Here is a 25,699-nt window from a genome sequence, read left to right as displayed (position 1 = left end):
CGAAACCTCCTTTCCTCATCAGATATTAGCGAACTCTTGATTTCTTTTCTGCGTCTTTGCCATGACCTCTGTAACTTCTTGTCAACGCAAATTCACCAAGTTTGTGGCCTACCATATCTTCGGTAATATATACAGGCACATGTTTTCTGCCGTCGTAAACTGCGATTGTATGACCGATCATATCGGGGAAAATTGTTGAACGACGAGACCATGTTTTGATTACGTTCTTTTCGCCAGCTGCATTCATAGCATCAATCTTCTTTAAAAGATGATCATCAGCGAAAGGTCCCTTTTTGAGTGATCTGCTCATGTTTTAATCCTCCTTGTTTCGTGTTTTTGTGTTTTAGGCTACTGCCTCTACACGTTCCGATCTATTAGCCGTTTCTACGGCGAACAATATACTTGTTGGAAGCTTTGTGCTTGTTTCTTGTTTTATAACCCATAGCAGGTTTGCCCCAAGGTGTCATAGGAGATGGACGACCGATAGGTGCTCTACCTTCACCACCACCGTGAGGGTGATCGTTAGGGTTCATTACGGAACCTCTTACTGTAGGTCTAACGCCCATGTGACGTTTTCTACCAGCTTTACCGATGTGAATCAATTCGTGATCTAAGTTACCAACCTGACCAACTGTTGCTCTACATTCGATAGGGAGCATTCTCATTTCGCCAGAAGGAAGTTTTACTGTTGCATACTTGCCTTCCTTTGCCATCAACTGAGCTACGTTACCAGCGGAACGAACCAACTGACCACCTTTACCAGGTTTCATTTCAATGTTGTGAATGCTGGCACCAACAGGAATCTTGCTCATAGGTAAAGTGTTACCTAATTTCACTTCTGCATCAGGACCGTTCATTACTTTGTCGCCAACCTGCAAACCTGCGGGTGCTAAAATGTAAGATTTTTGGCCATCAGCGTATACAATCAACGCGATGTTAGCTGTTCTGTTAGGATCGTATTCGATTGCCGTAACTGTTGCAGGAACACCGTCTTTATTACGTTTAAAATCTACCAGTCTGTATTTGATTTTGGAGCCACCGCCGTGATGACGTACTGTCAATTTGCCCTGGTTATTTCTACCTGAATTTTTCTTAAGGTGTACTACCAAAGATTTTTCAGGAGTTGATTTTGTGATTTCATCAAAAGCGGACACTGTCATGTGTCTTCTAGATGGTGTATATGGTTTATATCTTTTAATTGCCATCTTCTGCACTCCTTTCGAGTTTCTATCTATCTACACGTTTCCGTGTGTTTTTGCTTTTAGCTTAACAATCTTCCAAAATTACATTCCCTGGAAGATTTCGATGTCTTTGCTGTCAGCTGTCAACTTAACGATTGCCTTTTTGAACTTAGGTGTTTTACCAAAGTGCACGCCTCTTCTTTTAGGCTTGCCATCGTAGTTCATTGTATTTACAGCTGCAACCTTTGCACCAGCGAACATTTTTTCAACCGCATCTTTAACCTGAGCCTTAGTTGCTTCAGGGTGTACGATGAAAGTGTATTTCTTTTCATCTAAAACAGACATACTGTTTTCTGTGATAACGGGCTTCAAGATTACGTCATAATATTTTAAGTCAGCCATTATGCGTACACCTCCTCAATCTTCGCTACCGCATCTTTTGTGACAACCAATGTGTTGTACTTCAAAAGATCATATACGTTAATTGTACTTACGGAAGCTGTTTTTACTTCAGGAATGTTTCTTGCGGAAAGCATTACATTGCTGTTTGCACCGTCCATAACGATCAAAGCCTTGCCGCATTTGATGTTTTCAAGTACTCTAGCCATTTCTTTTGTCTTTACTTCCGCTAATGTCAAATCATCCATAACGATGATTTTGCCTTCTGCTGCTTTCACGGAAAGAGCGGACTGAAGAGCCAATCTCTTAACTTTCTTGTTCAGCTTGAAGGAATAATCTCTAGGCTTTGGAGCGAATACAACACCACCGCCTACCCACTGAGGGGAACGGATGGAGCCCTGTCTTGCTCTACCTGTACCTTTCTGTCTCCAAGGTTTTCTACCACCACCGCGAACTTCCGCGCGTGTCTTTGTGCTCTGTGTGCCCTGTCTCTGGTTAGCCAGATATTGAACAACTGCCAGATGCATTACATGTTCATTTGCTTCTATACCGAAAATAGCGTCGTTCAGTTCGATTGTGCCTACCTGATCGCCCTTCATGTTTAATACTGCAACATTTGCCATGTTAGTTTCCTCCTTTCGTAAAGTTTATCAAGCCTTTACGCTGTCTTTGATAACCAGAATAGAACCCTTTGCACCGGGAACTGCACCCTTGATTAAGATCAAGTTCTTTTCTGCATCAGTACGAACGATTTCAAGGTTCTGGATTGTTACATTGTCGCTACCCATGTGACCAGGCATTCTTTTGCCTTTTTTAACGCGGCTGGGTGTTGCGGAAGAACCCATAGAACCAACTACTCTGTGAGATTTGGAACCGTGTCCCATAGGGCCTCTGCTTGCGTTATATCTCTTAATTGTACTCTGGAAGCCTTTACCTTTGGATACGCCACTTGCGTCAACTTTTTCGCCAGCTGCGAATACATCGGCTTTGATTTCAGCGCCAACTTCGTATGCGCTTACGTCTTCCAATTTGAATTCTTTTACATACTTTTTAGCTGTAACACCAGCTTTGTCAAAGTGACCCTGCGCAGGCTTTGTTACATGTTTTGCTTTCGCATCCACGAAACCAACCTGAATTGCTTCATAGCCATCGTTTTCAGCTGTTTTCTTCTGAACAACAACGCAAGGGCCTGCTTCAAGAACTGTTACCGGTACTAACGTGCCGTTTTCAGTGAAAACCTGTGTCATACCGATTTTCTTAGCCATAATAGCCTTTTTCATTTCGTGCACCTCCTAATTTTCTACAGCGGATTGCCCCTTTTGAGGGAAATCATTCTAGATTCATATAAGAGTTGTTGCTGATACTTTTACTTAGCGTATACTTCTTATATAAACCAGTTTTGGATATTTTCTTTCTTAGAAATATGTTCGGTTCGTTGCAGCCCGTTTATACTTCAAAAATTATTTCATTACTTTCAATGTGATATCTACACCAGCAGGCAAATCCAAACGACTTAAAGCGTCAGCTGTTTTTGCTGTGGGGCTAAGAATATCAATCAATCTCTTGTGCGTTCTCATCTCAAACTGCTCTCTAGAGTCTTTGTACTTGTGTACCGCTCTGATAATGGTCACAACTTCCTTTTTTGTGGGAAGTGGTATAGGACCACTGATCTGCGCTCCTGTTTTCTTCGCTGTTTCGATGATCTGCGCAGCAGACTGGTCGATCAATTTATGATCGTAAGCTTTGAGACTGATTCTGATTTTTGGGTTAGCCATAAAAAAAGTCCCCTCCTTTTCGTACTTTTTGATTTCAGCACGACAAGTGGTGACTGCACACTTATCCGGGTGTGTCCTGCAACGTTGGACACGAGTAACCGCCTCAAAAGAGGACAGCACTTCCCTAATATTCAGTACAGTGACCTTGTCGCCCGGTTTCTTGAACTGGACATCGCTCCGTAGAAAAACCCGTAAGCCTTGATTTTATAGGCTTTTGGCAACCTTCTACCTCAACACTCTATGTCACAACAGTAATCAGTATACACGAAAACAACTGGAATTGCAAGCTTTTCTACGTATTTTTTTTAGAAATTTCTTCAAAGTTTAATAAATTTTTCAGTCCAATTTCTAGTACTTTCTAAGCATTTTGCTCAATAAATTTCATCATATCTCAATCATTCACCTTTTGGCTACTTTTCTATTCATCATTTTGCCTTTTGTCATAGGCACTATTCTTATTTACTGCTGTCTCTCTAAAAACAAAGTATCTTTTACTTACTTATTTGTCTGCCCTTTGCAAATGTTCCTCCACCTTATCTACATCGGAAACCTAAATCTTCCTTCTCCCCTCACGATCTTGTAACATTAAACTTCTTTCTAAAGCCAATTCTTTAAGGTAGTAAAACCATCACAAGTACAAGAAGAATGTCTTGTATGTTTCTTATATTCTCTTAAATCTCTTTTTAAAATCTTTATCTTGTTGGCAAATTTTTGAGATGCATTAAAAGCTCCCTTCTCACCAATGGCATCCGAATCCTTACTGAATATGGTAATATGTTTCTGTCTAAAGCATTTCTATATATTGTTACAAATGGAAATATCATATTCAAACAGTATCCCTATCCCCTTTGAAAACTGAAAGGGCTTTTTTTCAATATTTTTGATCTAACTATCACGACAAACGTGAGAGAAACTCTTTCTTTCAAAATTTTTATCTCACCCCATATACATGGGTTTTTCAACATATCTTTTATATTTAGTGTCCCTCATACATTTATTGTTTATTAATTGCATCTTTGCTCATTTTGTAGAATCCCCTTTTTGAACTATTTATTTTGAAAGTCTTAGAAAATACACAGGCAATAACAAGCTCAATCTTCCCTAAGGAACAAAAAAAATTGAATCTTCTTCCTTCCTCAAAAAAAGTAGCTCCGTCATATTTTGAACGCATCATATTTTCCAAAAGCAAAAATATGCATTACATTCTGAAATATGATCAGAACTACTTTCAATTAAATTCTCTAAAAATTTACAGCCACTTTAAGAATCCTGTTAATTCTTAAAACTATGGATAGGGGCAGGTATTCTACCACCACGGGCAATGAAAGCTTCACAGCTGTAGCGGTTAACAGGCATAATAGGAGCATGACCCAATAATCCGCCAAATTCAACATGTCCCCCTTCTTGTCTACCAATTACAGGGATCAAACGAACTGCTGTGGTTTTGTTATTTACCATACCAATGGCTGCTTCGTCAGCAATAATACCCGAAATTGTAGAGGCAGGAGTGTCCCCAGGGATTGCTATCATATCTAACCCAACGGAGCATACACAAGTCATAGCCTCCAGTTTTTCCAGAGTTAACGCACCCTTTTCAGCGGCCTCAATCATACCATGATCTTCGCTAACAGGAATGAAAGCACCACTCAAACCACCCACATAAGAAGATGCCATAACGCCGCCCTTCTTTACATTGTCATTTAATAGAGCCAAAGCTGCTGTTGTGCCAGGCGCACCTGGTTCAGCAAGGCCCATTTCCTGAAAAATTTCTGCGATACTATCACCAACAGCAGGAGTGGGAGCCAAAGAAAGGTCAATAATACCAAAAGGCACATTCAATATTTCTGATGCTTCTCTAGCAATCATTTGTCCAACACGGGTAATTTTAAAAGCAGTACGCTTCACTGTTTCGCAAAGTGTTTCGAAATCCGCACCACGCACTTCTTCCAATGCTTTTTTTACAACACCGGGGCCACTTACCCCAACATTAATGGCACAATCAGCTTCACCAACACCGTGGAATGCACCTGCCATAAATGGATTATCTTCCACTGCATTGCAGAACACCACTAGCTTTGCACAGCCAATGCATTCTGCGTCCTTTGTAAATTCCGCTGTTTTTATAATGGTTTCGCCCATCTCTTTCACAGCATCCATGTTAATCCCATTTCTAGATGTACCAATGTTTACAGAAGAACATACCCGTTCTGTTACTGCCATTGCCTCCGGAATGGACGCAATCAACTTTCTATCGCTTTCTGTATAACCCTTATGAACCAAGGCAGAGAAGCCACCAATAAAGTTAACCCCAACTTCCTTTGCAGCTTTATCCAATGTTTTTGCAATGCTAACATAGGAGTCGGTTTTACAGCCTGCCGCTGCAATTGCAATTGGTGTGATGGAAATTCTCTTATTTACGACAGGAACGCCATATTTCTTTGCTAGCTCGTCACCAACGCGAACTAGATCTTTTGCGTAGGTAGTGATTTTGTTATAAATTTTTTCGTTAAACTTATCAACATCCGCATCTGCACAGTCTAATAAGCTAATCCCCATTGTAATGGTACGAACATCTAAGTTCATATCGTCTATCATGCGGTTGGTCTCTAAAATTTCATTTCTTGTAATCATCCTTCAGCCCTCCCTGATTAAATGCGATGCATTGCATCAAAAATTTTAGTGTGCTGAATTTTAATTTTAAGCCCCATCTCATTTCCAAGATCATCAAATTTCCTAGAAATTTCATTGTAATCGCTTGTAGTATTTGTAATATCAACAACCATAACCATGTTAAAATATCCGCCAACGATTGTTTGGGAAATATCCAAAATATTAATATTGTTTTCTGCTAAAACTGTACACACCTTAGCAGTAATGCCAACCCTATCCTGTCCCAAAACGGTAATAACTGCCTTTTCCATTTCCTGCATTTCTCTTTCTCCTCCTTGATCTTTTTGAAAGACAAAAAGCTTTTTCCCCTGTCTTATCTTTCGTTACACAATAAAAATTTAACCTCATTAAATATCCAACATAAATCATAAGTTCAAAAGATAAAATCCTAACTCATGTTCGATAACCTTTTAATAGTTGACGATATAAAGGCTTATAGATCAACCTAGGACCACGTCTTACGCTTTCCATTAAAGTGATCTTTTCCACTGTTATGCTTTTACCTTCTAATGCAACTGCTTTTTGCACATCACTAAAACTTCTTTGGGGCTCCACTTCTCGCCCTAAAGTGATATGGGGGCTAAGCCCCTTTTTTTCTCTAGCAAAGCCTTGTCTTCCCAAGCTTTTTTCTAAGTTAAAAAACAGTCGCTGCAGGGAATCACTTTTTTCCAAGCCAGCCCATAAAATACCCCTGTCGCCTTTTCCAAAAAAACCAATCTGTCCCAACTTCAAGTCAAAAATACGATTTCGTTGACCCACCTCGAACATAGCTTCCTTAATATATTCCACATCTGATGGGTCAATTTCGCCCAAAAAATGTAAGGTGATATGAAAGTTGTCTTGTGGGGTATAATTGCCACGACGGCAATATTTTTGTGTTTCCGTTTGCACACCCGAAAGATATTCTTGCACATCAGGTGACAATTCGATGGCGATAAACGTACGCATATCGCCCCTCCTTCCTAATAAAAAAGCTCCGTGGGGATGGGGTAAACCTTATGATTTTCCCGGCATCCCACCGAGAGCTTTTTATATCTTTTCAATTTGCTTATGCTTTTACCAGTGTCAAAGCTTTTTCTACTACATTTTCAACTGTAAAACCAAAATCTTTAAATAACAATCCAGCAGGAGCGGATGCACCAAAACCTTCCATAGAAATTACTGCACCATCCAATCCAACATATTTAAACCAGCCAAAGTCAGCTGCTGCTTCCACAGCCACTCTGCTTCTTACCGCCTTAGGCATAACGCTTTCTTTGTATTCTGCGCTCTGCTCCTCGAATAAATCCCAGCTAGGCATGCTGATAACTCTTGCTTTCACGCCTTTTTCTGCCAATAGATCATAAGCTTTATAGATAAGTTCCACTTCGGAACCACTTGCCATTAATAATACATCCGGGGTTCCTTGGCAATCCTTCAGAACATATGCACCCTTTAAAGCACCTTTTCCGGTACCCTCCAAAGCAGGCAGGTTCTGTCTGGAAAGAACCAAAGCAGTAGGTGTGTTAACTTTAGTTAATGCGGTATACCAACCGGCTGCTGTTTCCCTTGTATCGCAAGGGCGGAAGGCAATATAGTTAGGCATACTACGTAACATTGCCAAATGTTCAATAGGTTGATGGGTAGGGCCATCCTCACCAACGCCGATGCTATCGTGGGTCAAAATACTAATTACAGACAATCCCATCAAGGATTCCATGCGAAGTCCTGCCTTCATATAATCAGCAAAAACAAAGAAGCCTGCTACATAAGGGCGCAAACCGCCATGCACCGCAATACCGTTTGCCATAGCTGTCATTGCAAACTCACGAATACCAAAATGGACATTGGAGCCTGCAGGGTTTTCTTTGCTGTAGTATTCTCTATCTTTCATCAAAGACTTATTGGAAGGTGCTAGGTCAGCAGAACCACCAAACAAGTTTGGTACCACCTTCGCTACCTTCTGCAATACTTTTTCGGAAGCGGCACGGGTAGCAATGTCACCTTCATTTTTCCAGAAATCTTCGTCGTTTAAAAGATCAACTGCTAATTCATCGCTATGCCAAGCAACATATTCCTTTGCCAATTCAGGGTTCTTTTCAGCATAAGCCTTAAACATTTCGTTCCAAGCTGCTTCTGCTTTTTCACCATCAGCAATGATTTCTGCCATATGAGCCTTAACTTCATCAGGCACAAAGAATTCATCTTTATAGCTCCAACCCAGGTTTTCTTTTGCAAATCCAATTTCTTCCATGCCCAAGGGCTCGCCATGGGCAGAGGCCTTACCCTGTTTATTGGGTGCACCATAACCAATCTGAGTGTTTACTTTCAATAAAGCGGGCTTGTCCGAAGCCTTTGCTTCTTCAATGGTTTTTGCAAGGACATCTACATCATTGCCATCTTCCACTTCAAATACATCCCAACCGTATGCAACAAAGCGAGCCTTCACATCTTCTGTAAATGCTGTGTCTGTACTACCTTCAATTGTTATTTTGTTACAGTCATATAAAAGAACTAATTTAGAAAGACCCATTGTGCCTGCCAAAGATACCGCTTCAGAAGCAACGCCTTCCTGCAAACAACCGTCACCACAAAGCGCGAAAGTATAATGGTCAACAATTTTAAATTCAGGTGTGTTGAACTTTGCAGCCAAGTGACTTTCTGCTAAAGCCATACCTACGGCATTTGCAATCCCCTGTCCCAATGGACCAGTGGTTGTTTCTACACCCACGGTGTGCTTATATTCTGGATGACCAGGTGTCAAAGAGTTTCTCTGACGGAAATTCTTTAAGTCTTCAATGGTCAATCCATAACCAAACACATGCAACAAAGAATATAGCAAAGCAGAGCCGTGACCAGCAGAAAGAACAAAACGGTCTCTATCATCCCATGCAGGATTTTTAGGATTTATCTTCATTCCTTTAGCCCATAATGTGTATGCCATAGGTGCTGCACCCAAGGGCAAACCAGGGTGGCCACTATTTGCTTTTTGAATTGCTTCTGCGGAAAGAAAACGCAGAGTGTTAATTGTTAATTGATCCATAGGATTCATGTTTTTACCTCCGAAAACAAAATTAAAACCTCAGTTACGTTTCATTATTTTTTTGGTACAGTTTCCCAATCTTTCAAGAAACGCTCGATGCCGATGTCTGTCAAAGGGTGCTTTGCCATCTGAATCAATACGTTATAAGGAATTGTTGCAATGTGGCAACCAACTCTTGCTGCATCAATAACATGCAAAGGATTACGGATACTCGCTGCAATAATTTCTGTTTCAATGCCATGTACATCAAAGATATCAACGATTTCTTCAATCAATGTCATGCCTACTGCACCGATATCATCTACTCTGCCTAAGAAAGGGCTAACATATGTTGCACCTGCTCTTGCTGCCATTAAAGCCTGTGTTGCGGAAAAAATCAAAGTTACATTTGTTTTAATCCCTTCTGCAGTTAAAATTTTTACAGCCTTTAAGCCTTCTAATGTCATGGGGATTTTGATTACAATATTTTTATGGATTTTAACCAGTTCTCTAGCTTCTGTTACCATGCCTTCATGCTCAAGGCTGATGACCTCTGCACTGATTGGGCCGTCAACGATTGTTGTAATTTCCTTTACTACTTCAACGAAGTCTCTACCTTCTTTTGCAATAAGGGAAGGGTTTGTCGTAACGCCGCAAATAACGCCTAAATCATTTGCCTCTTTGATGTGTTCCACATTCGCTGTGTCGATGAACATTTTCATGGTATTATCTCCTTTTTGTCCTTTTTAGATTCCTAATTTTTTACTCCACACCATTATAAATGACGGCGTGTAAACTCAAAAACACACTCTAAAAACTGCTGACAATGCGTTTCTTTTACATTGTAATGCATCCAAACGACAAAATCAACGGCTTTCCCCTTTGCACCTACACTTTCTAAAAGGCAAGCAAAGCCCATACCCAAAGCGGGACTTTTCTTGTCATATCTGCATAATACAAAGGAGGGTGTTAGAAAAAAACACCCTCGGTTTTTTAAATTAATTCATGAATCTTACAAAAGATATCCTTTTACAAAGTCCTTAATTTTATCCCTGTCACACACATTTTTATGTAAAATTTCTCTCTTTTCAATACCTTGAATCGGTTCAGGGATGGAAACACCGCTTAATTTTGACAAAACATCCATCAATTCAAAGGCATCCTCAGCAGCATACTTTTCGTCCAAAGCCATCATAACATCTTTGGTAAATTTATAAGGGCTGGCAGTTGAAACAATTACCATTGGTCTGCTATCTTTACTTTCCATCTTATATTTCTGATAAGCAGCATATGCAACTGCTGTATGGGTATCCATAACATAACCAGTTTTCTCAAAGAAGCTCTTGATTGCATCATAAGTTTCTTTTTCTGTTGCAAATTCGCCGCTAATTTTTGTTTCTGTAATTTCAACAGAGTAACTGCCATCCTGTGTTAATTGATTCATGCCTGCCTTTGTAATTTCCTGTCCTGCCATATGGCATAACAAACGCTCCAAATTGCTGGAAATCAAAATATCCATTGATGGTGATACTGTCACATGGAACTGTCTGTTTCTATCATACGTACCAGTGCGGAAGAAATCATACAGTACCTTGTTGTCGTTAGATGCGCAAACAAAGTGTCCAACAGGTAAGCCCATTTTCATTGCATACCATCCCGCTAAAATGTCACCAAAGTTTCCTGTGGGAACTGTAAAGTTTAGTTCATCCCCCATCTTCAAAGCACCTTGTTTTACAGCACTTAAGTATGCATGGAAGTAATACACAATTTGAGGAACCAAACGGCCAATATTAATTGAGTTTGCAGAAGAGAACAGGTATCCTCTTTTTTCAAGTACTTCAGCTAAGTCTTTATCTGTAAAGATACTCTTCACTGCACTTTGTGCATCGTCAAAATTGCCTAAAATGCCAACCACACAAGTATTATCCCCCTCTTGGGTCGTCATCTGCAATTTTTGTACAGGGCTGACGCCATCTTCAGGGAAAAACACAATAATTTTCGTTCCATCCACACCTGCGAAACCCTCTAAGGCCGCCTTACCTGTATCACCAGAGGTTGCAGTTAAAATAACAATTTCTTTGTCGATACCTTCTCGTTTGGCTGCTGTTTTCATCAAATATGGTAAAATAGATAATGCCATATCCTTAAAAGCTAATGTTCTACCGTGAAATAATTCTAAAAATAATGCATCATGCTTTTTGATCACTGGAGCAATTTCCGTGGTATCAAATTTTTCGTCATATGCCCCATTGATGCACGACTTCAGCTCATCTTCCGTAAAATCTAAGAATTTACTCAATACTTCATACGCCAATTCCTGATAGCTCAGCTTGCTTAACTCCTCCAAAGATTGATCCATGGTAGGAATCACCTCAGGTATATAAAGTCCACCATCTGGGCAGATACCTTTTAAAATAGCTTGGGATGCTGTTGCCTGAATAGACTTATCTCTCGTTCCGATATATGTCAAATTTGCCATGCCATTTACCTTCTTCCTCTTTCAAAAAAATATATGATAGTTCCATTTTACAAATTTTTCGTCATTTGTCAACCACCATTATACATATGTCCACTATTAAAGGACAAATCATTCCCATTTCCACCTAACTGCATATTTATTTTTTAATCTACCAGCTTGTCTCTTTGCCCAACCAAGGGGATACCCATCAACACAGACCAATGTCCATCCATCTTTGCCATCAGCTTCCACTGTTTCACCTTTCAAGTATCGAATGACTCTTTCATCCTGCAAAGGAAAATCAGACGCATTCATTACATCTCCTTTGGACAATCCCATAGCAAAAGCCTGAGAGGGTTCAAAACGCCCTTTTTTTATTGTCCCTAGTTGCCAACCAGTGCGTAATATCCGCAATCCCTTCATCGCAGGCATCTCTTTTGGCAGGAGATAGAGGCTATCCCCAAATATTTTGTAGGTTCCAACAAATTTCGTCTGCAATGTCTTATTGGCAAATTCAAAAAACGGTGCCAAGTCCCTTTCCCCTTCTTCCGCTTCACCGGTCAAGACAACCCTTTGTGCCTCTCCCCCTTTTAGCATCAATGCGAGAAAGTGTCCTTCCCCTTTTAACCTATGTGGATATAAGCGTGCGCATTGATTAAATTCATTTACGCCGTCAACAAAACCATACTCTTTAACTATAGGTAGTAAAGAAAACTCGGGGTGGCTTTTCAAAAAATTCTCGATACTCTTTTCATTCTCCTCAACTGCAAACGTGCACGTGGAGTATAACATCATCCCGCCAGGACGAAGCATATGGGCACACGACTCCAATATCTTCGTCTGCTCTTTTTGACAAAAGGAAAGCATCTCTTCATTCCAGCTTTTCACCATATCTGGTTCCTTACGAAACATCCCTTCACCAGAACAGGGTGCGTCAATCAATATTTTATCAAAAAATCCCTGGAACCGTTCTCCCAACTTGTTAGGAGTTTCACTCATAACTACACTGTTGCGTATGCCAAATAACTCAATATTTTTAAGAAGTGCTTTTGCACGCCCTACACTGATGTCGTTGGCAACCAAAAGACCCTCCCCCTGGAGTCTTGCCCCTAAGTGGGTTGATTTACCTCCAGGAGCAGCACAAATATCCAAAACTCTGTCACCAGGTTCGATTGGCAGAACTGCCCCAGGGCTCATTGCGCTTGGCTCTTGCAAATAATATAATCCAGCATGATAATAGGGATGCTTGGCAGGGCGTTCCCCTTCGATATAATAAAATCCTTCTCTACACCAAGGCACAGGTGTAAGGGAAAATACTTTTTTATCCTTTAAATCTTCTGGCTGCAATTTTAATGTGTTAGTACGTAAGCCAAAATATCTTGATTCCTCAAAAGAACCCAGGTATTTTAGGTAATCTTCTCCCAAAAGTTCCTTCATCTTTTCCGTATACTGCATGGGTAGTTCCATAGTTTTCCTCCAAATAATCAATTTCCTTTTAACATCATACTGAAAAACTGCATAGAATACAAGAAATAGCCAAAAAAACAAAGCAAAACTCTAGCGATTTTTATCTTTACAAAGTGCCATATCTCGTATAAGATAAATATCGTCACTTTAAGTTATATTTAATACAATCTAACAAGGAGGTTATTCCATGGGAAAAGCAATATGGAAACCTGGAACCGTACTTTATCCTGTGCCCGTTGTTATGGTATCTTGCGGTACGCAGGAAAAAGGAAATATCATCACAGTTGCATGGACGGGAACCATAAATAGCGACCCAGCAATGACCTATGTTTCCATTCGTCCCTCACGCCACTCATTTGACCTAATTAAAGAGAGCGGGGAATTTGTAATCAACTTGGTTACCAAAGACTTGGCTCGTGCCTGCGATTTTTGTGGAGTGAGAAGCGGACGTGATATGGATAAATTTAAGGAAATGAACCTTACTGCAAAAAAGGGCGAAAAAGTAAGTGCACCTATTATTTACGAAAGCCCTGTAAACATTGAGTGTAAAGTAAAAGAAGTAATTCCTCTGGGCACTCACCATATGTTTTTAGCAGAAGTCGTTTCTGTTAGCGTGAGCGATGATTATTTAGACAAGACAGGTAAATTCCACTTTAATGCCACAGAACCTGTTTGTTATTCTCACGGCGCATACTTCACCATCGGTGAACAATTGGGGACTTTTGGCTATTCCGTTAAAAAACCGGAAAAAACAACAAAGAAGAAGAAATAAGAACGTAAACGTATTAAAGGGAGGATCTTTTGCAATGTTACGAATCACAGAAGTCAATATCTATTCTATCGATAAAGGCGATGATAGCTGGGCAATCGAAGGAGAAATTTTATTTGAAGACGATTTAACCTCAGCCTTTGAGGCAACCTATCTTGCGGAAGAAGACGAGTTGGAAAATCTTTCCTTAGAATTGGATTTGGAAGAGGATTACGACCTACGAGCATTGAAAAAGTGGATTGTTGAAGCTGCAAATGACTACGAAGATTAAAAAATAACGGCTATTGAATATTCAATAGCCGTTTTATTATGCATTTACAGTATTCTTTTGGGGCAAAAATTCAAATAATCAGCAGATACTAATTGATAATGAACCCCGTTTCTTTCCCCTTTTAATCCCATGTCATGGCTTTGTTTGCCATGTAAATGGCCATACACCACCTGCCGAATTGGGTATTCCTCAATTATTTGAAGAAATGCAGACTTCTCTTGCTTTTCATTGGTGGGTGGAAAATGCAACATCAGTAGTATTTCCTCTGCACCTTTTCTCATGGCTGTGTCCAAAGAAAGTTTTAGCCTAATCTGCTCCCTTTCATACAACTTTTTGTCTTGGGGTGTAAAATGTGTATCATTGGGACAAAGCCATCCTCTTGTTCCACAAATGAATACATTTTCATAAAGTTCACAATCATTTTTCAAAAAACGCATTTTTTCATACTTTCTTTCTAACTTTGAGGCAGATTTCCACCAATAATCATGATTCCCCTCTAAAAAAATCTTTCGTCCAGGTAAATCATTGATAATCTGCAAATCAACCTGTGCATCTTCTTCTTTCATCGCCCAAGAAATATCACCAGGCAACAAAACCGTATCTTCAACACCCACATCTTTCTTCCAGTTCGCTATAATTTTTTCACTGTGACCTTCCCAGTGGGATCCAAAAATACTCATAGGTTTATTAACTGAAAACCCAAAATGAAGATCGGCAATTGCAAATAATCCCATTGCTTTGCTCCTTTTTACACACGATAAACCTCTGCTAATACATTTAACTTTTCATTAAATGCCTTTAATTCATCTATGTCCTCTTTATTCCATATATCTACAAACTCTTTATTGATTTCATCCATTTCCTCTAATTTTGCCCCAAAATGCAAACTTTGAATATTATCCAGAATATTGGAAACCAAATTCCCCCTAATTTCATTAAGGCGTTGGGCATTTGTGATTTCTTCACGAATGGTTGCCATCTCTCGATCCAAATGAAAGGCCGCCTCGGCACAATTGGTAAGTCTTTTTTGTAAATTCTCAGGAATATTACCGCTATATTTATATCTAAGGGAATGTTCCGCCGTTGCCCAAAAATTCATAGCATTGGTTCGAATTTGAATTTCCGCCAATACCTCCTTTGACCCTAATGCAGTACTTATGGGATAACGTATGATGATATGATAACTACGATACCCACTAGGTTTAGTATTGGTAATATAATCTCGTTCCTCAATGATACGCATATCCTTTCTACTGCGAACCATATCAACAACTTTTTCAATGTCCTCTACAAACTGGCAGAGGATTCGAATCCCCGCAATATCCTCAATTTTTGATTCAATTTGTTCAGGAGGTATTTGCTTTCGCCCTGCTTTATCCAATATACTTGCTGGTTTCTTCAAACGCCCAGTGACAGAGTCGATAGGGGAATATATACCTAGATGTCTACATTCCTTATCTAGATAACGAAATTTTAAAAGCAACTCATCCATAGCTTGTTCATAAGGATATAAAAGTTCTTTCCAGTTGATTATTTCCAAAATGGCACCTCTTCTCCTCGTGTTGACTTTTATTTAAGTTTAAATCCCAGTCTATGATTGCTAAAATTTATGTAGAAACCAAATGCCATTATTTTAAGCCCTGAAAATACTCGTCTTTGGTCATTGAATACCATTTTTTATCCATTATAGCCCCGTCGTAACGCCTTTCTCCTTGACGCTGCAAACCTTCATAATAAAAACCAAATTTTTCAATCACTTTTTGAGAACGCAAATTATCGGGATAATGGGACACTGAAATTAAGGAGTAATTTTTTTTCTCAAATCCATATTAAAGGACCGCACTCACTGCTTCTGTCATATAGCCCTTGCCCCAATACGCTTTTCCTAAAGCATATCCAATCATTCTACATTCTTCGTTTTCCCTAGTTATGTCTGGTATAAGTCCTACCGTTCCCATTAATTTGTTGCTTTCCTTCTGGATAATCCCAAATATATCTTCTTGCCCCAAAAATACAGTTTCAATAATTTGTTTTGACTCTTCAATGTTTTCGTGGGGTTTCCACCCTGCATTTTTACCAACATCTGTATCCTTACTATATTCAAAAAGATCAAATACATCTTCTTCTGTTAAATTTCGAAGTATTAAACGTTCCGTCATCAACATAACTACCCCTCCTTATGTCAGTATAACATACAACAGGAATACCTTGCTATATTATTCCATCGTCAAAATATTTTCAATTTATTTTTGAAAAAATATCTTGACAATTATATCTAACAATGGTAGCATATTCCCATAGTTAGCTTTAACTAACTAAATTCAATTTTTGGAGGTCTCTCATGAGCGTTGTTATTGTAGGCGGCCATGATCGCATGGTTCGTCAATATATGGATATATGTAAAAAATATAAGTGTAAAAGTAAAGTTTTCACTCAAATGCCAGGAAATTTCCGCAGCCAGATTGGCAAAGCAGATTTAATTGTTCTTTTTACCAGCACAGTTTCTCACATTATGGTTGCTGGTGCAGTTCAAGAGGCAGAACGTAATCAAATCACGATTGCTCGTTCTCATAGTTCTTCTTCCTCGGCTTTAAATAAAATTCTTAGCTCTTACTGTCAGGCTTAAGTTAGCCTAAACTAACAAAAGGAGGTAAACTTATGTCTGATTTTGAGATGCAGATGCTTTATCATGGCGCCCCTACCCTTTATGGAATTAAGCAGGCGAATCTATTTTCTCTACCTTTACCTCGTCTGCAAAACCTGAAAGATGAAGTGGCAAATTACCAAAAACAACTGGAAAAAAAAGAAATTTCGTTGCAGTATCTTTACTGCTGCGAAAAACGTGTATTCTTCTTGGTATACAGAAAGGAAGCACTTTTAGAATATTTTAGCGACCCTAAAGTAAAAGACTTCCTTGTAAAAACTGGGTATCCCCAAACAGTAGATCAGGAATCTTCCCTTATGAATACGCTAGCCTTTTTACGCCAACGTATCCAGAAATGCAATGAATTCCCTCATGAAATTGGTTTCTTTCTTGGTTATCCATCGTCAGATGTATTTGCATTCATTGATGAGAAAGGGCAAAATTACAAGCTCTGTGGTTATTGGAAAGTTTACGGTGACGAAAAAGCAGCTGTAGCAACTTTTCAGCAGTATACAAATTGTAGAAAAAAATTATTAAAACAGGCTTCCAAAGGGATACCAATTCTTTCTCTTTTAGAAGCAAAACTAACATTACAGGAGGTTTTGTAAATGAAAAACGCAGTAATTTATTGGAGTGGAACAGGAAATACATCAGTAATGGCGAAAGAAATTGCCCAGGGCATGGGATCAGACACTGAGCTCATTTCAGTTGATGCACTTAACGGCAACATTAGTGATTATGATAAAATAGCATTTGGTTGTCCCTCCATGGGCGATGAAGTTTTGGAAGAAGGTGAATTTGAACCATTCTTCTCCTCCATCGAAAACACCTTAAAAGGCAAAAAAGTGGCTTTGTTTGGCTCTTATGGATGGGGTGATGGCCAGTGGATGCGCGATTGGTGCACTAGATGCGAAAAAGCAGGTATGAACCTCTTTGATGAGGGTTTGATTATCTGTGGATTCCCCGACGCACATGGCAAAGCACGTTGCTTAAAGTTTGGTCAGGACTTCTTAGCTTACTAAGAAGGATCTAATCCATAGCATCCTTTTTCAATCCTTTTCCTTTCAGGCACCTGTGAATTCAGGTGTCTTTTCCTATGTATTCCTACTTCGTCCCTTAAAGGCAATGACCCAATTGTTCCTGATCTTATATAAATTTTGCTAAATTACACTATTTAATATGAAGTTTAAAAGTTCCTTCTCCCAAATTAAACCATAGCATTTAATTAAGACATATTGCCCTAACTGGGCGGGGGAGTCATTTCAAACCATACGTTAAGTTTAATACTTGTAAAAACAAAAAGGATGACTCTGGATTAGCTATACAAAGCGGAAGTCTGTCTTTTTATCTAGGATATTTTAACTAAGAGGTTAGGAATCGGTGTGCATAAATGATTGTTTGCAGGAATTCCTTTATGGGTGTCAGAGTTAATAAATGCATAATTCTGAAAGTAAGTGTTTTGCTGCCTCCTCTAGGGTATATAGGCAATAATATCGCTCGTGACAAATTAACTATTTCATATGCCTTTACACTAGAACTGCTGCAAGGAGCAACGAAAGTCAAAGTACTCATTGTTGTAGACCTACGTATACTCCGAAAGAAATAATTAAAATTATATTCACTAGAACTACACCTTTGCCATATGTGAATTTTTTGCCCCTAACCAATGCTCTCCTCCTTTTACTGTTTTATCAGTCAGCTCCACTGTTGTGTTCGACTGCTCCAATTCCCCCTCAAACACAAAAAGGTACTACCGATAATTTTCGGTAGTACCTTTTTCTATTGCTTATTTATTGTTACGAGTGATCACAGTGGGTGCATGAAGAACAATCTCCACCACAACCGCACCCTTTTTCTTTTTTCAAATGTTTAACAATGGCAACCACCACACCAATTAATACGATACCAACAATAATTGTTCCCAGTGACATAGTCATAGCCTCCTTTCCTATCCTACAAGGCCTACAGAAACCTTATTTTCTTTAGGTTTGCCACCAGAGCGAACCATCAAATAGATGAATCCAATTACAACCAAAATTGCAATGATTGTACCAGTGCCAAAAGCAGTAACACCTGTCAATACGGAACCAATCTGGTATACACAGAAAGAAACCGCATAAGCAAAAATTGTCTGGTATGCAATTGCAAACCATGTCCATTTCGCGTTGTTCATTTCTCTCTTGATGGCACCAATAGCCGCAAAACAAGGTGCACATAACAAATTGAAAACTAAGAAACTATATGCAGAAATCTGAGTAAAGCTTGAAGCTAAAGTTCCCCAAATCTCCATACCATCTTCTGCAACTTCCGCAAAACCATAAAGAACACCAAAGGTACCTACTACATTTTCTTTTGCTACCAAGCCCATAATTGCCGCCACTGCCGCCTGCCAGTTACCCCAACCAAGAGGCTGAAATATCCAAGCAATTGCACTGCCAAACATAGCAAGTAAACCATCACTCAAATCATCTACCATTACCAGTGAGCCATCCACAAAACCGAAATTTGATAAGAACCAAATTAGCACTGCAGAAAGCAAAATTATGGTACCTGCTTTTTTAATAAAGGACCATCCTCTTTCCCACATACTACGCAATACATTTGAAATCGTAGGCATGTGATAAGCCGGAAGTTCCATAACAAAGGGGGCTGTATCCCCTGCAAATAACTTTGTTTTCTTTAGAATAATTCCAGAAATAATAATTGCCCCAATCCCAATGAAATAAGCACTAGGTGCAACCCATGCCGCTCCACCAAAAAGAGCACCGGCAATCAATGCAATAACAGGAAGCTTTGCTCCACACGGAATAAAAGTGGTGGTAATGATTGTCATTTTTCGATCCCTGTCACTTTCAATGGTTCTAGAGGCCATAATTCCCGGCACGCCGCATCCTGTACCAATTAACATGGGGATAAAGGATTTGCCAGATAAACCAAAACGACGGAAAATACGGTCCATAATAAATGCAATTCGAGCCATATAACCACATGCCTCTAAAAATGCCAAAAATAAGAACAAAACCAACATCTGGGGCACAAAGCCTAACACAGCACCAACACCACCAATGATACCATCCAGAATTAAACCTTGCATCCAGTCAGCACAATTGATTTGAGTTAAGAAATCGCCAACAACTGTAGGGATACCTGGAACCCACGCACCAAATAATGACCAACCTTCACCAAAGACACCATCGTTAACCCAATCTGTTACAGAAGCACCAATGGTAGAAACGGAGACATAGTAAACCAAGAACATTACAAATGCAAAGATAGGCAATGCCAACCAACGGTTGGTAACAATTTGATCAATACGATCGGAAGTGGATAATTTTCCTTTGCTGTGTTTTTTATAACACCCTTTTACAATTTCGCCGATAAAAAGGTATCTTTCATTTGTAATAACACTTTCACTATCATCGTCCATTTCAGTTTCTACCTTAGCAATAATATCCTCTACATCAGGATATTTGGTTTTATCCTGTAGTAACTTTTCATCTCTTTCAAAAAGTTTAATTGCATAAAAACGCTTTTGACTGTCCTCAATTCCCTGGAACAAACGAGAAGAAATAGCAGAAATTGCCCCTTCCACTTCAACTGCAAAACTATGTGCCTTACAAAGCACACCTGCATTTGCAGCTTCAATTGCAGCTTGGGCCGCTTCCTTAACACCAGTTCCTTTCAGGGCAGAAATTTCTAACACAGGACAACCAATTTTGTCTGCCAACTGTTTTATTTGGATAGTGTCACCATTTTTCTTAACCACATCCATCATATTCACAGCAATTACCATTGGAATCCCCAACTCTGCCAACTGGGTTGTTAAGTATAAATTTCTTTCAAGATTTGTACCATCAACGATGTTCAAAATCCCATCAGGTTTCTCGTTGGTTAAGTAATTTCTAGCTACAACTTCTTCTAATGTATAAGGAGATAAGGAGTAAATACCTGGCAAGTCTGTTATGGTTACATCCTTCTGACCCTTTAGTTTACCTTCTTTTTTTTCAACCGTTACTCCTGGCCAGTTACCCACAAACTGATTGGAACCAGTCAAAGCATTAAATAGTGTTGTCTTGCCGCAGTTAGGATTTCCGGCAAGAGCAATTTTTACTGACATAATAATCCTCCTCATCGTTAGCCCTAGCTAACATCCCATCGTAAATTAGTCAATGCTAACTCTTATCCAAAATTTTTACTCAATAATCACCATCTGGGCATCCGCTTTTCTTAACGAAAGCTCATATCCTCTTACCGTAACTTCAACTGGGTCGCCCAGGGGTGCAACTTTACGAATAAAAACTTCAACGCCCTTGGTGATGCCCATATCCATAATTCTTCTTTTTACAGGCCCTTCGCCCGTAATTTTAAGCACAGAGATATGCTCGCCAACTTTTGCATCTTTTAATGTTCTCATGTCATCCCATCCTTATACCATAATTCTGCAAGCCATGGACTTGCTGATTGCAACTCTGGATTCTTTTACATTTACAATTACATTTCCTTGAAATTCGGAAATTACAGTCACTTCACTTCCTGTTACAAATCCAAGGGAAGCCAAAAACCGTTGCGTTTCATCTTTTCCGCCAATGCGTTTGATAATTTGTGGAATTCCCAAATTTGCTAATGTAAGTGGCATCTTTATTCCCCCTTCCCAGCTAACATTCGTTAGTTCTATCTAATATTTATTTCAAGTTTACCACGCCTAACTCATTCCGTCAAGTATAATCTTCTCACTGATTCATATAAAATTTTACAATTCTAACACAGAATTAAGGTAATTTTTAACATAACCTATTGGTATAAAAATGAATACAAACAAAAAATGTATTACAGAATAGATGCCTACGAAAAGTATGATACTATCCCTTACGCCCTTGTATCAAACACAAAAAAAGTGCCTAATACTTTAGACACTTTTTAAGCGCGAGACGAGATTCGAACTCGCGACCCTCGCCTTGGCAAGGCGATGCTCTACCACTGAGCCACTCGCGCATATATGGTGCCCAGAGCCGGAATCGAACCAGCGACACGAGGATTTTCAGTCCTCTGCTCTACCGACTGAGCTATCTGGGCACATATTAAATTTAAGCGGTTATGCCCGAGACCGGGGTCGAACCGGTACGAGTGTTACCTCGCAGGATTTTAAGTCCTGTGCGTCTGCCAATTCCGCCACTCGGGCAAATTCTTGCTCTTTCCAAACCGCTCATTTAATATAACAAAGACAGCCTAATTTGTCAATACTTTTTTACATGATTTTTTTATTTTGCATGAATTTTTAAACAAAATATAACTTTACCTTATGTCTACCAAAATTTAGCTTTCAGGAATAGAACAGTTGCTTTTCAAAAGCCTCACTTTCCCCAGTTTTCTTGAACCCCATTATTATAGTATACTCCCTCCGGACTCATCCCATCACGATATACAACCTCTTTCTGTTCATTTATTCCCTCTATATATGTAATCCTTGCGTAGCTATCGTCTGGATTTTGGTTTTTCCACTCACCGCCAAAGAAACCATTTTCATCCACACCCATAGATATCTGCTGTGTAAGTGGATTTTCATAGTCACCATACTCTACTTGGCATATCACTTCAGAAATTTCTCTGTCTGATACAAGCCCTAGGATTTTACCATCAATTAGCAAATTCCCTGTTACAATCTTTTCACAGGGAATAAAACCACTCACTCCGCCATCCTTTAACTTCCACAAAACAACAAATGCGGGCTCTGCTGGTACTACCGATAGATCCCCATTCCACTTGCCAACAATTAATTTACTTCTTCCCTCTAGATCGTATTCACCTAGAATTTTATCAGAAGGGCCATATCCTAATCCTCTCTCACAAGCATAGAATACGTCTTCTGCAGTAAAGAAGTAACTGCCCAATCGCATAAATGAAAATAAAAATACTGGAATCAGAATGATGAAAAATAGTACATGTTTTTTACGACTCATGGGCCATCACCCGCCCCTCTGTTAATGTAATTGGTATTTCTTCATTTTGTCCAAATGAAATCATAATTTTGTTTGCGGTCGGTGGTACATTTTTTAAAAATTGTTGTCCTCTCCCATAATATCCACCGCTTTTCCATCCACTTCCCCCAGAATATACATCCTCGTTATCATCAAATATCTTAACCCCTATGGAAGAATTCCACTTTATACTGTCTGAAAAAGGATTTGTCCAAGTAGCATAACGTACCTCTAAAGTGTTATCCTCATAATACAAAACTTTGTCTATGATCAATGTAGTATCATATATTTTTTCCCGATAATCTACATCAATGGTATATACCAGGGCACTATCCTCTTTTTTATCATATCTTTCCAATGCAGAATAAATCCCTGTGCTTGCTAAGGAAAAAATAGGCAATATATTGGCTATAACTAAAACTATGAACACCATTCTCAAGCACCGCCAAATCCAGCCCAACACAGGGTTATGAACCTGATCTAATTCCTCGCCTATCATGTCAGGATCACCCATGCAGGTTAAAACTGCCTTAGCGGCTTCCTCCTCAGTCAACCCCTCAGAAAGAAAATCGTCATAGCGATCCTCTAAGTGATCCCTGAGTTCAAAATAGATGGTATTATGGTCATATTTAAACTTAACGTGAGATAATACTCGCTTGATATAATCCTCCCAGTCAGGTACACGCATACCCCGCACCCCCTAAAACCTTTTGCACAGAACCAGTAAACTCGTTCCACTGTTTGCGTTCATCGGCCATCTGGGTTTTGCCCTTTGTCGTAATTTGATAGTACTTACGTTCCTTTCCTGTTTCTGCCTTAGCCTTATATGATTTCACTAACCCTTGGCTCTCCATACGATGTAAAACAGGGTATAATGTTCCCTCTTTAAATTGAAAAACTTGGTTACTTCGTAGCTCAATTTCTTTTATGATTTGATAACCATAATAATCTTTTTCCTGCAGTAAGGATAACACCATCAAAAAGGTGCTACCACCAATCAATCCTTTGTCCATTGATTCAGCCTCCATTTATACATAGAACATCTAAATAATATATTACCTAGATGTTCTATGTATGTCAAGAAAAATCGATTCAAGTCCCATTTTCCAAAACAAAGTCCCTCTCTTTCAGAAATCTTCTAAAAAGAGAGGGACTTTGTTTGATTTAATTGACGTTGAAACTCCACTTAGTCTTCATCGTCATCATCTTTTTCATTTTGGCCTTTATTTTTATCTTCCTTCTTACCTTTATCGCTTTCTTTGCTGTCTTTCTCATCCTTTTCGAACTCTACTACTTTACCTGTTTTTGCATCAATGGTATATTCAAATTCAGTACTATCGGTCTGGAATTCTAATTCATAAATCTTGTTCTTATCGTCTGTATCGAGCTTTGCCTTTGTAAAAGTTACATCTTTTTCCTTAACTCCAGCATGGGAAAGGGCTGTTTTTTTCGCCTCGGCTAATGTAATGGTGACTTCAACAGTGTTTCCTTCTTTATCCTCCATTTCAAAGTCTATAACTGCCCCAGTGATACTATGAATGGTATATTCATACTCAGCACTTGAGGTATAAAAAGCAACCTCTATATTTTTATCATCGTCATTTTCAACTTTTGTAAATGTTGCTTCACTGTTTTTTACATTGGCATGGCCTAACGCTGCTTTTTTGGCCTGTTCAGCATTTATAAATTTTCCTTCCTCTGCTACATTAAAATCCTCAATTTCATGGTCAACAGACAAAATTGCTCCTGTTAATGCATCAATTTCATAGTCATACTCATTGTTGCCATGATAAAACTCGATTTCATAAACCTTCTTACCATCTTCTTTATCCATTTTTGTGTCTACAAATCGAACATCCTTCGCATCTAGTTTCGCATGGGCCAGTGCTATTTCCTTCGCCTTGCCCATTCCAATATCGCCTTTTTCAAGATTAGTGCCTTCTTCGCCCTCTGTAACAAAGCTATCTGCATCTGTTACTGTGCTATTTGCAGGAGCAAGACTTACCTTTTTCTCTGCACTATCCCAGGCAACATTTTTTCCCATAATTTGACCTATTGCACGCAATGGCAGATAGGTAGAACCATTATATACAATGGGATTTACTTTATCACCTGAAGGAGTTTTAAATTCTTTTTGGTCACCGTCAATTACAATTGTGAAATCCGGTTTCTCCTGCACCATAACATCCTTTGATTCTGCTCTGGCCGACTCTCCTTTTTCCGTTAATTCCTCCCTAGAACCACTTAATGTAATTGTTTTGTTACTTTCATCCCAGTTCACATTTTTGCCCATAACTTGGCCAATGGAACGTAAGGGCAAATAAGTTGTATCTTTATACAATATAGGAAGGGCAACGCTACCATCTGCACGGGTAAAAAAGTACTGATCCCCATCAATTTCAATTGTAAAATCTGACCTTAATTCTGCATTTGTCACATTTTGGGCAAAACCTGGTACTGCCAAAGAGCATACCAATGCCCCTGCTGTTAAAAACCCAACCATTTTTTTCATTAAACTCATCCTTTCGTCCCCATTTATTAGAAACACTCCGATACGTTTATCCTAACATAGTTGTTACCATAAATCCAGTCCAACAATAAAAAAGACCTTTTATGTAAAAATCACAAAACAAAAAAAACAAACCTTTCGGTTTGTTAAATAATGGGCGGAGAAGGATTCGAACCTTCGAAGCTATCGCAACAGATTTACAGTCTGCCCCCTTTGGCCGCTCGGGAATCCACCCAAATAATTCAATTGCGTGATATTTAAAAAAATTTTCTAAAAAAAAAGTCCTGTAAACTCTCAAAATAGAATAGCGTTGAGTCACAACCAATACTCCATAGAAAGGAGGTGATCCAGCCGCACCTTCCGATACGGCTACCTTGTTACGACTTCACCCCAGTCACTGGCTTCACCTTCGGCGGCTCCTTCCTTACGGTTAGGTCACCGACTTCGGGTGCTTCCAACTCCCATGGTGTGACGGGCGGTGTGTACAAGGCCCGGGAACGTATTCACCGCGACATTCTGATTCGCGATTACTAGCGATTCCAGCTTCATGTAGTCGAGTTGCAGACTACAATCCGAACTG

General features: G+C 39.3%; 29 protein-coding genes, 4 tRNA genes and 1 rRNA gene. 5 read left to right on the top strand and 29 right to left on the bottom strand.

Going from position 1 to position 25,699, the window contains the following annotated elements:
• Positions 1 to 25: 25 nt before the first annotated feature.
• The 13 genes from rpsS to ABVZ64_RS05675 form a co-directional block, all read right to left on the bottom strand.
• Positions 26 to 310, bottom strand: a complete 285-nt coding sequence (rpsS, locus tag ABVZ64_RS05735; protein WP_307884001.1) for a 30S ribosomal protein S19 — start codon at positions 308 to 310, stop codon at positions 26 to 28.
• 64 nt (positions 311 to 374) lie between these two features.
• The gene (gene rplB, locus ABVZ64_RS05730) at positions 375 to 1,205 is read right to left on the bottom strand and encodes a 50S ribosomal protein L2 (protein ID WP_352400087.1); all 831 of its coding nucleotides are present in this window, start codon (positions 1,203 to 1,205) and stop codon (positions 375 to 377) included.
• A gap of 78 nt (positions 1,206 to 1,283) precedes the next feature.
• Positions 1,284 to 1,583 (bottom strand): 50S ribosomal protein L23, encoded by a 300-nt coding sequence (gene rplW, locus ABVZ64_RS05725; protein ID WP_352400086.1) that lies wholly within the window; start codon positions 1,581 to 1,583, stop codon positions 1,284 to 1,286.
• Complete coding sequence (rplD, locus tag ABVZ64_RS05720) at positions 1,583 to 2,203, bottom strand: 50S ribosomal protein L4 (RefSeq protein ID WP_352400085.1); 621 nt, start codon at positions 2,201 to 2,203, stop codon at positions 1,583 to 1,585. Before rplD ends, rplW begins: the two co-directional genes overlap by 1 nt.
• A 27-nt stretch (positions 2,204 to 2,230) precedes the next feature.
• A complete protein-coding gene (gene rplC, locus ABVZ64_RS05715; protein ID WP_352400084.1) occupies positions 2,231 to 2,860 on the bottom strand; it encodes a 50S ribosomal protein L3 in 630 nt (209 codons plus the stop codon).
• Positions 2,861 to 3,040: 180 nt separating this feature from the next.
• The gene (rpsJ, locus tag ABVZ64_RS05710; RefSeq protein ID WP_066047582.1) at positions 3,041 to 3,355 is read right to left on the bottom strand and encodes a 30S ribosomal protein S10; all 315 of its coding nucleotides are present in this window, start codon (positions 3,353 to 3,355) and stop codon (positions 3,041 to 3,043) included.
• Positions 3,356 to 4,627: 1,272 nt separating this feature from the next.
• A complete protein-coding gene (locus tag ABVZ64_RS05705; protein ID WP_352400083.1) occupies positions 4,628 to 5,986 on the bottom strand; it encodes a PFL family protein in 1,359 nt (452 codons plus the stop codon).
• Between the two features lie 17 nt (positions 5,987 to 6,003).
• Entirely contained in the window at positions 6,004 to 6,276 is a 273-nt protein-coding gene (locus ABVZ64_RS05700) for an ACT domain-containing protein (RefSeq protein WP_352400281.1), read from the bottom strand.
• A gap of 142 nt (positions 6,277 to 6,418) precedes the next feature.
• Positions 6,419 to 6,973: an RNA 2',3'-cyclic phosphodiesterase gene (thpR, locus tag ABVZ64_RS05695; protein WP_352400082.1), complete on the bottom strand. Its 555-nt coding sequence runs from the start codon at positions 6,971 to 6,973 to the stop codon at positions 6,419 to 6,421.
• A gap of 100 nt (positions 6,974 to 7,073) precedes the next feature.
• Positions 7,074 to 9,056 (bottom strand): transketolase, encoded by a 1,983-nt coding sequence (gene tkt / locus ABVZ64_RS05690; RefSeq protein ID WP_352400081.1) that lies wholly within the window; start codon positions 9,054 to 9,056, stop codon positions 7,074 to 7,076.
• Positions 9,057 to 9,100: 44 nt separating this feature from the next.
• Positions 9,101 to 9,748, bottom strand: coding sequence for a fructose-6-phosphate aldolase (gene fsa / locus ABVZ64_RS05685; protein WP_352400080.1), 648 nt, complete (start codon positions 9,746 to 9,748; stop codon positions 9,101 to 9,103).
• A gap of 290 nt (positions 9,749 to 10,038) precedes the next feature.
• Positions 10,039 to 11,505, bottom strand: a complete 1,467-nt coding sequence (gene thrC, locus ABVZ64_RS05680) for a threonine synthase (protein ID WP_352400079.1) — start codon at positions 11,503 to 11,505, stop codon at positions 10,039 to 10,041.
• A gap of 108 nt (positions 11,506 to 11,613) precedes the next feature.
• Positions 11,614 to 12,951, bottom strand: a complete 1,338-nt coding sequence (locus tag ABVZ64_RS05675) for an RsmF rRNA methyltransferase first C-terminal domain-containing protein (RefSeq protein WP_352400078.1) — start codon at positions 12,949 to 12,951, stop codon at positions 11,614 to 11,616.
• 187 nt (positions 12,952 to 13,138) lie between these two features.
• Here ABVZ64_RS05675 and ABVZ64_RS05670 point away from each other — a divergent pair, with 187 nt between their 5' ends.
• Positions 13,139 to 13,723: a flavin reductase family protein gene (locus ABVZ64_RS05670; protein WP_352400077.1), complete on the top strand. Its 585-nt coding sequence runs from the start codon at positions 13,139 to 13,141 to the stop codon at positions 13,721 to 13,723.
• A gap of 34 nt (positions 13,724 to 13,757) precedes the next feature.
• A complete protein-coding gene (locus ABVZ64_RS05665; protein WP_352400076.1) occupies positions 13,758 to 13,991 on the top strand; it encodes a hypothetical protein in 234 nt (77 codons plus the stop codon).
• A gap of 44 nt (positions 13,992 to 14,035) precedes the next feature.
• Here ABVZ64_RS05665 and ABVZ64_RS05660 read toward each other — a convergent pair whose 3' ends face one another.
• The 3 genes from ABVZ64_RS05660 to ABVZ64_RS05650 all read right to left on the bottom strand — a co-directional run bounded on the left by ABVZ64_RS05660 (position 14,036) and on the right by ABVZ64_RS05650 (position 16,156).
• The gene (locus tag ABVZ64_RS05660) at positions 14,036 to 14,725 is read right to left on the bottom strand and encodes a metallophosphoesterase (RefSeq protein WP_352400075.1); all 690 of its coding nucleotides are present in this window, start codon (positions 14,723 to 14,725) and stop codon (positions 14,036 to 14,038) included.
• Between the two features lie 14 nt (positions 14,726 to 14,739).
• The gene (locus ABVZ64_RS05655; RefSeq protein WP_352400074.1) at positions 14,740 to 15,531 is read right to left on the bottom strand and encodes a GTP pyrophosphokinase; all 792 of its coding nucleotides are present in this window, start codon (positions 15,529 to 15,531) and stop codon (positions 14,740 to 14,742) included.
• Positions 15,532 to 15,820: 289 nt separating this feature from the next.
• The gene (locus tag ABVZ64_RS05650; RefSeq protein ID WP_352400073.1) at positions 15,821 to 16,156 is read right to left on the bottom strand and encodes a GNAT family N-acetyltransferase; all 336 of its coding nucleotides are present in this window, start codon (positions 16,154 to 16,156) and stop codon (positions 15,821 to 15,823) included.
• Between the two features lie 176 nt (positions 16,157 to 16,332).
• On the opposite strand from ABVZ64_RS05650, the gene ABVZ64_RS05645 reads away from it, so the two are divergent.
• The 3 genes from ABVZ64_RS05645 to ABVZ64_RS05635 are packed head-to-tail and all read left to right on the top strand — an operon-like array spanning position 16,333 to position 17,657.
• Positions 16,333 to 16,617 (top strand): DUF2325 domain-containing protein, encoded by a 285-nt coding sequence (locus ABVZ64_RS05645; protein WP_352400072.1) that lies wholly within the window; start codon positions 16,333 to 16,335, stop codon positions 16,615 to 16,617.
• 32 nt (positions 16,618 to 16,649) lie between these two features.
• A complete protein-coding gene (locus ABVZ64_RS05640) occupies positions 16,650 to 17,243 on the top strand; it encodes a DUF3793 family protein (protein WP_352400071.1) in 594 nt (197 codons plus the stop codon).
• Positions 17,244 to 17,657 (top strand): flavodoxin, encoded by a 414-nt coding sequence (locus tag ABVZ64_RS05635; RefSeq protein WP_352400070.1) that lies wholly within the window; start codon positions 17,244 to 17,246, stop codon positions 17,655 to 17,657. It begins immediately after the preceding gene.
• A 774-nt stretch (positions 17,658 to 18,431) separates the two neighbouring features.
• Here the strand turns inward: ABVZ64_RS05635 and ABVZ64_RS05630 are convergent.
• From ABVZ64_RS05630 to ABVZ64_RS05570, 13 genes are all read right to left on the bottom strand, one after another.
• Positions 18,432 to 18,566, bottom strand: coding sequence for a FeoB-associated Cys-rich membrane protein (locus ABVZ64_RS05630; protein ID WP_352400069.1), 135 nt, complete (start codon positions 18,564 to 18,566; stop codon positions 18,432 to 18,434).
• Between the two features lie 17 nt (positions 18,567 to 18,583).
• Positions 18,584 to 20,752 (bottom strand): ferrous iron transport protein B, encoded by a 2,169-nt coding sequence (gene feoB / locus ABVZ64_RS05625; RefSeq protein WP_352400068.1) that lies wholly within the window; start codon positions 20,750 to 20,752, stop codon positions 18,584 to 18,586.
• Between the two features lie 75 nt (positions 20,753 to 20,827).
• Entirely contained in the window at positions 20,828 to 21,049 is a 222-nt protein-coding gene (locus ABVZ64_RS05620) for a FeoA family protein (protein WP_313525061.1), read from the bottom strand.
• A gap of 12 nt (positions 21,050 to 21,061) precedes the next feature.
• On the bottom strand, positions 21,062 to 21,271 hold the full coding sequence (locus tag ABVZ64_RS05615) for a FeoA family protein (RefSeq protein ID WP_352400067.1): 210 nt from the start codon (positions 21,269 to 21,271) through the stop codon (positions 21,062 to 21,064).
• 284 nt (positions 21,272 to 21,555) lie between these two features.
• A tRNA-Gly gene (locus ABVZ64_RS05610) sits at positions 21,556 to 21,627 on the bottom strand.
• Positions 21,628 to 21,632: 5 nt separating this feature from the next.
• A tRNA-Phe gene (locus ABVZ64_RS05605) sits at positions 21,633 to 21,708 on the bottom strand.
• A 22-nt stretch (positions 21,709 to 21,730) separates the two neighbouring features.
• Positions 21,731 to 21,814: transfer RNA gene (locus ABVZ64_RS05600), tRNA-Leu, on the bottom strand.
• A 172-nt stretch (positions 21,815 to 21,986) separates the two neighbouring features.
• Positions 21,987 to 22,592 (bottom strand): hypothetical protein, encoded by a 606-nt coding sequence (locus ABVZ64_RS05595; RefSeq protein ID WP_352400066.1) that lies wholly within the window; start codon positions 22,590 to 22,592, stop codon positions 21,987 to 21,989.
• The gene (locus ABVZ64_RS05590; protein WP_352400065.1) at positions 22,582 to 23,298 is read right to left on the bottom strand and encodes a permease prefix domain 1-containing protein; all 717 of its coding nucleotides are present in this window, start codon (positions 23,296 to 23,298) and stop codon (positions 22,582 to 22,584) included. The genes ABVZ64_RS05595 and ABVZ64_RS05590 overlap by 11 nt, the downstream gene beginning before the upstream one ends.
• Positions 23,285 to 23,623: a PadR family transcriptional regulator gene (locus tag ABVZ64_RS05585; protein WP_352400064.1), complete on the bottom strand. Its 339-nt coding sequence runs from the start codon at positions 23,621 to 23,623 to the stop codon at positions 23,285 to 23,287. The genes ABVZ64_RS05590 and ABVZ64_RS05585 overlap by 14 nt, the downstream gene beginning before the upstream one ends.
• A gap of 173 nt (positions 23,624 to 23,796) precedes the next feature.
• The gene (locus ABVZ64_RS05580; protein WP_352400063.1) at positions 23,797 to 25,131 is read right to left on the bottom strand and encodes a PepSY domain-containing protein; all 1,335 of its coding nucleotides are present in this window, start codon (positions 25,129 to 25,131) and stop codon (positions 23,797 to 23,799) included.
• A gap of 142 nt (positions 25,132 to 25,273) precedes the next feature.
• A tRNA-Tyr gene (locus ABVZ64_RS05575) sits at positions 25,274 to 25,354 on the bottom strand.
• A 100-nt stretch (positions 25,355 to 25,454) separates the two neighbouring features.
• Positions 25,455 to 25,699: ribosomal RNA gene (locus ABVZ64_RS05570) — 16S ribosomal RNA — on the bottom strand; the annotation flags it as partial.

Origin of the sequence: Anaerotignum sp. (genome assembly GCF_040307045.1) — a bacterium.
Classification (GTDB): Bacteria; Bacillota; Clostridia; order Lachnospirales; family Anaerotignaceae; genus Chakrabartyella.
Note: the sequence above shows the minus strand (reverse complement) of the source record. Positions and strands in the feature narration are given on the sequence as shown.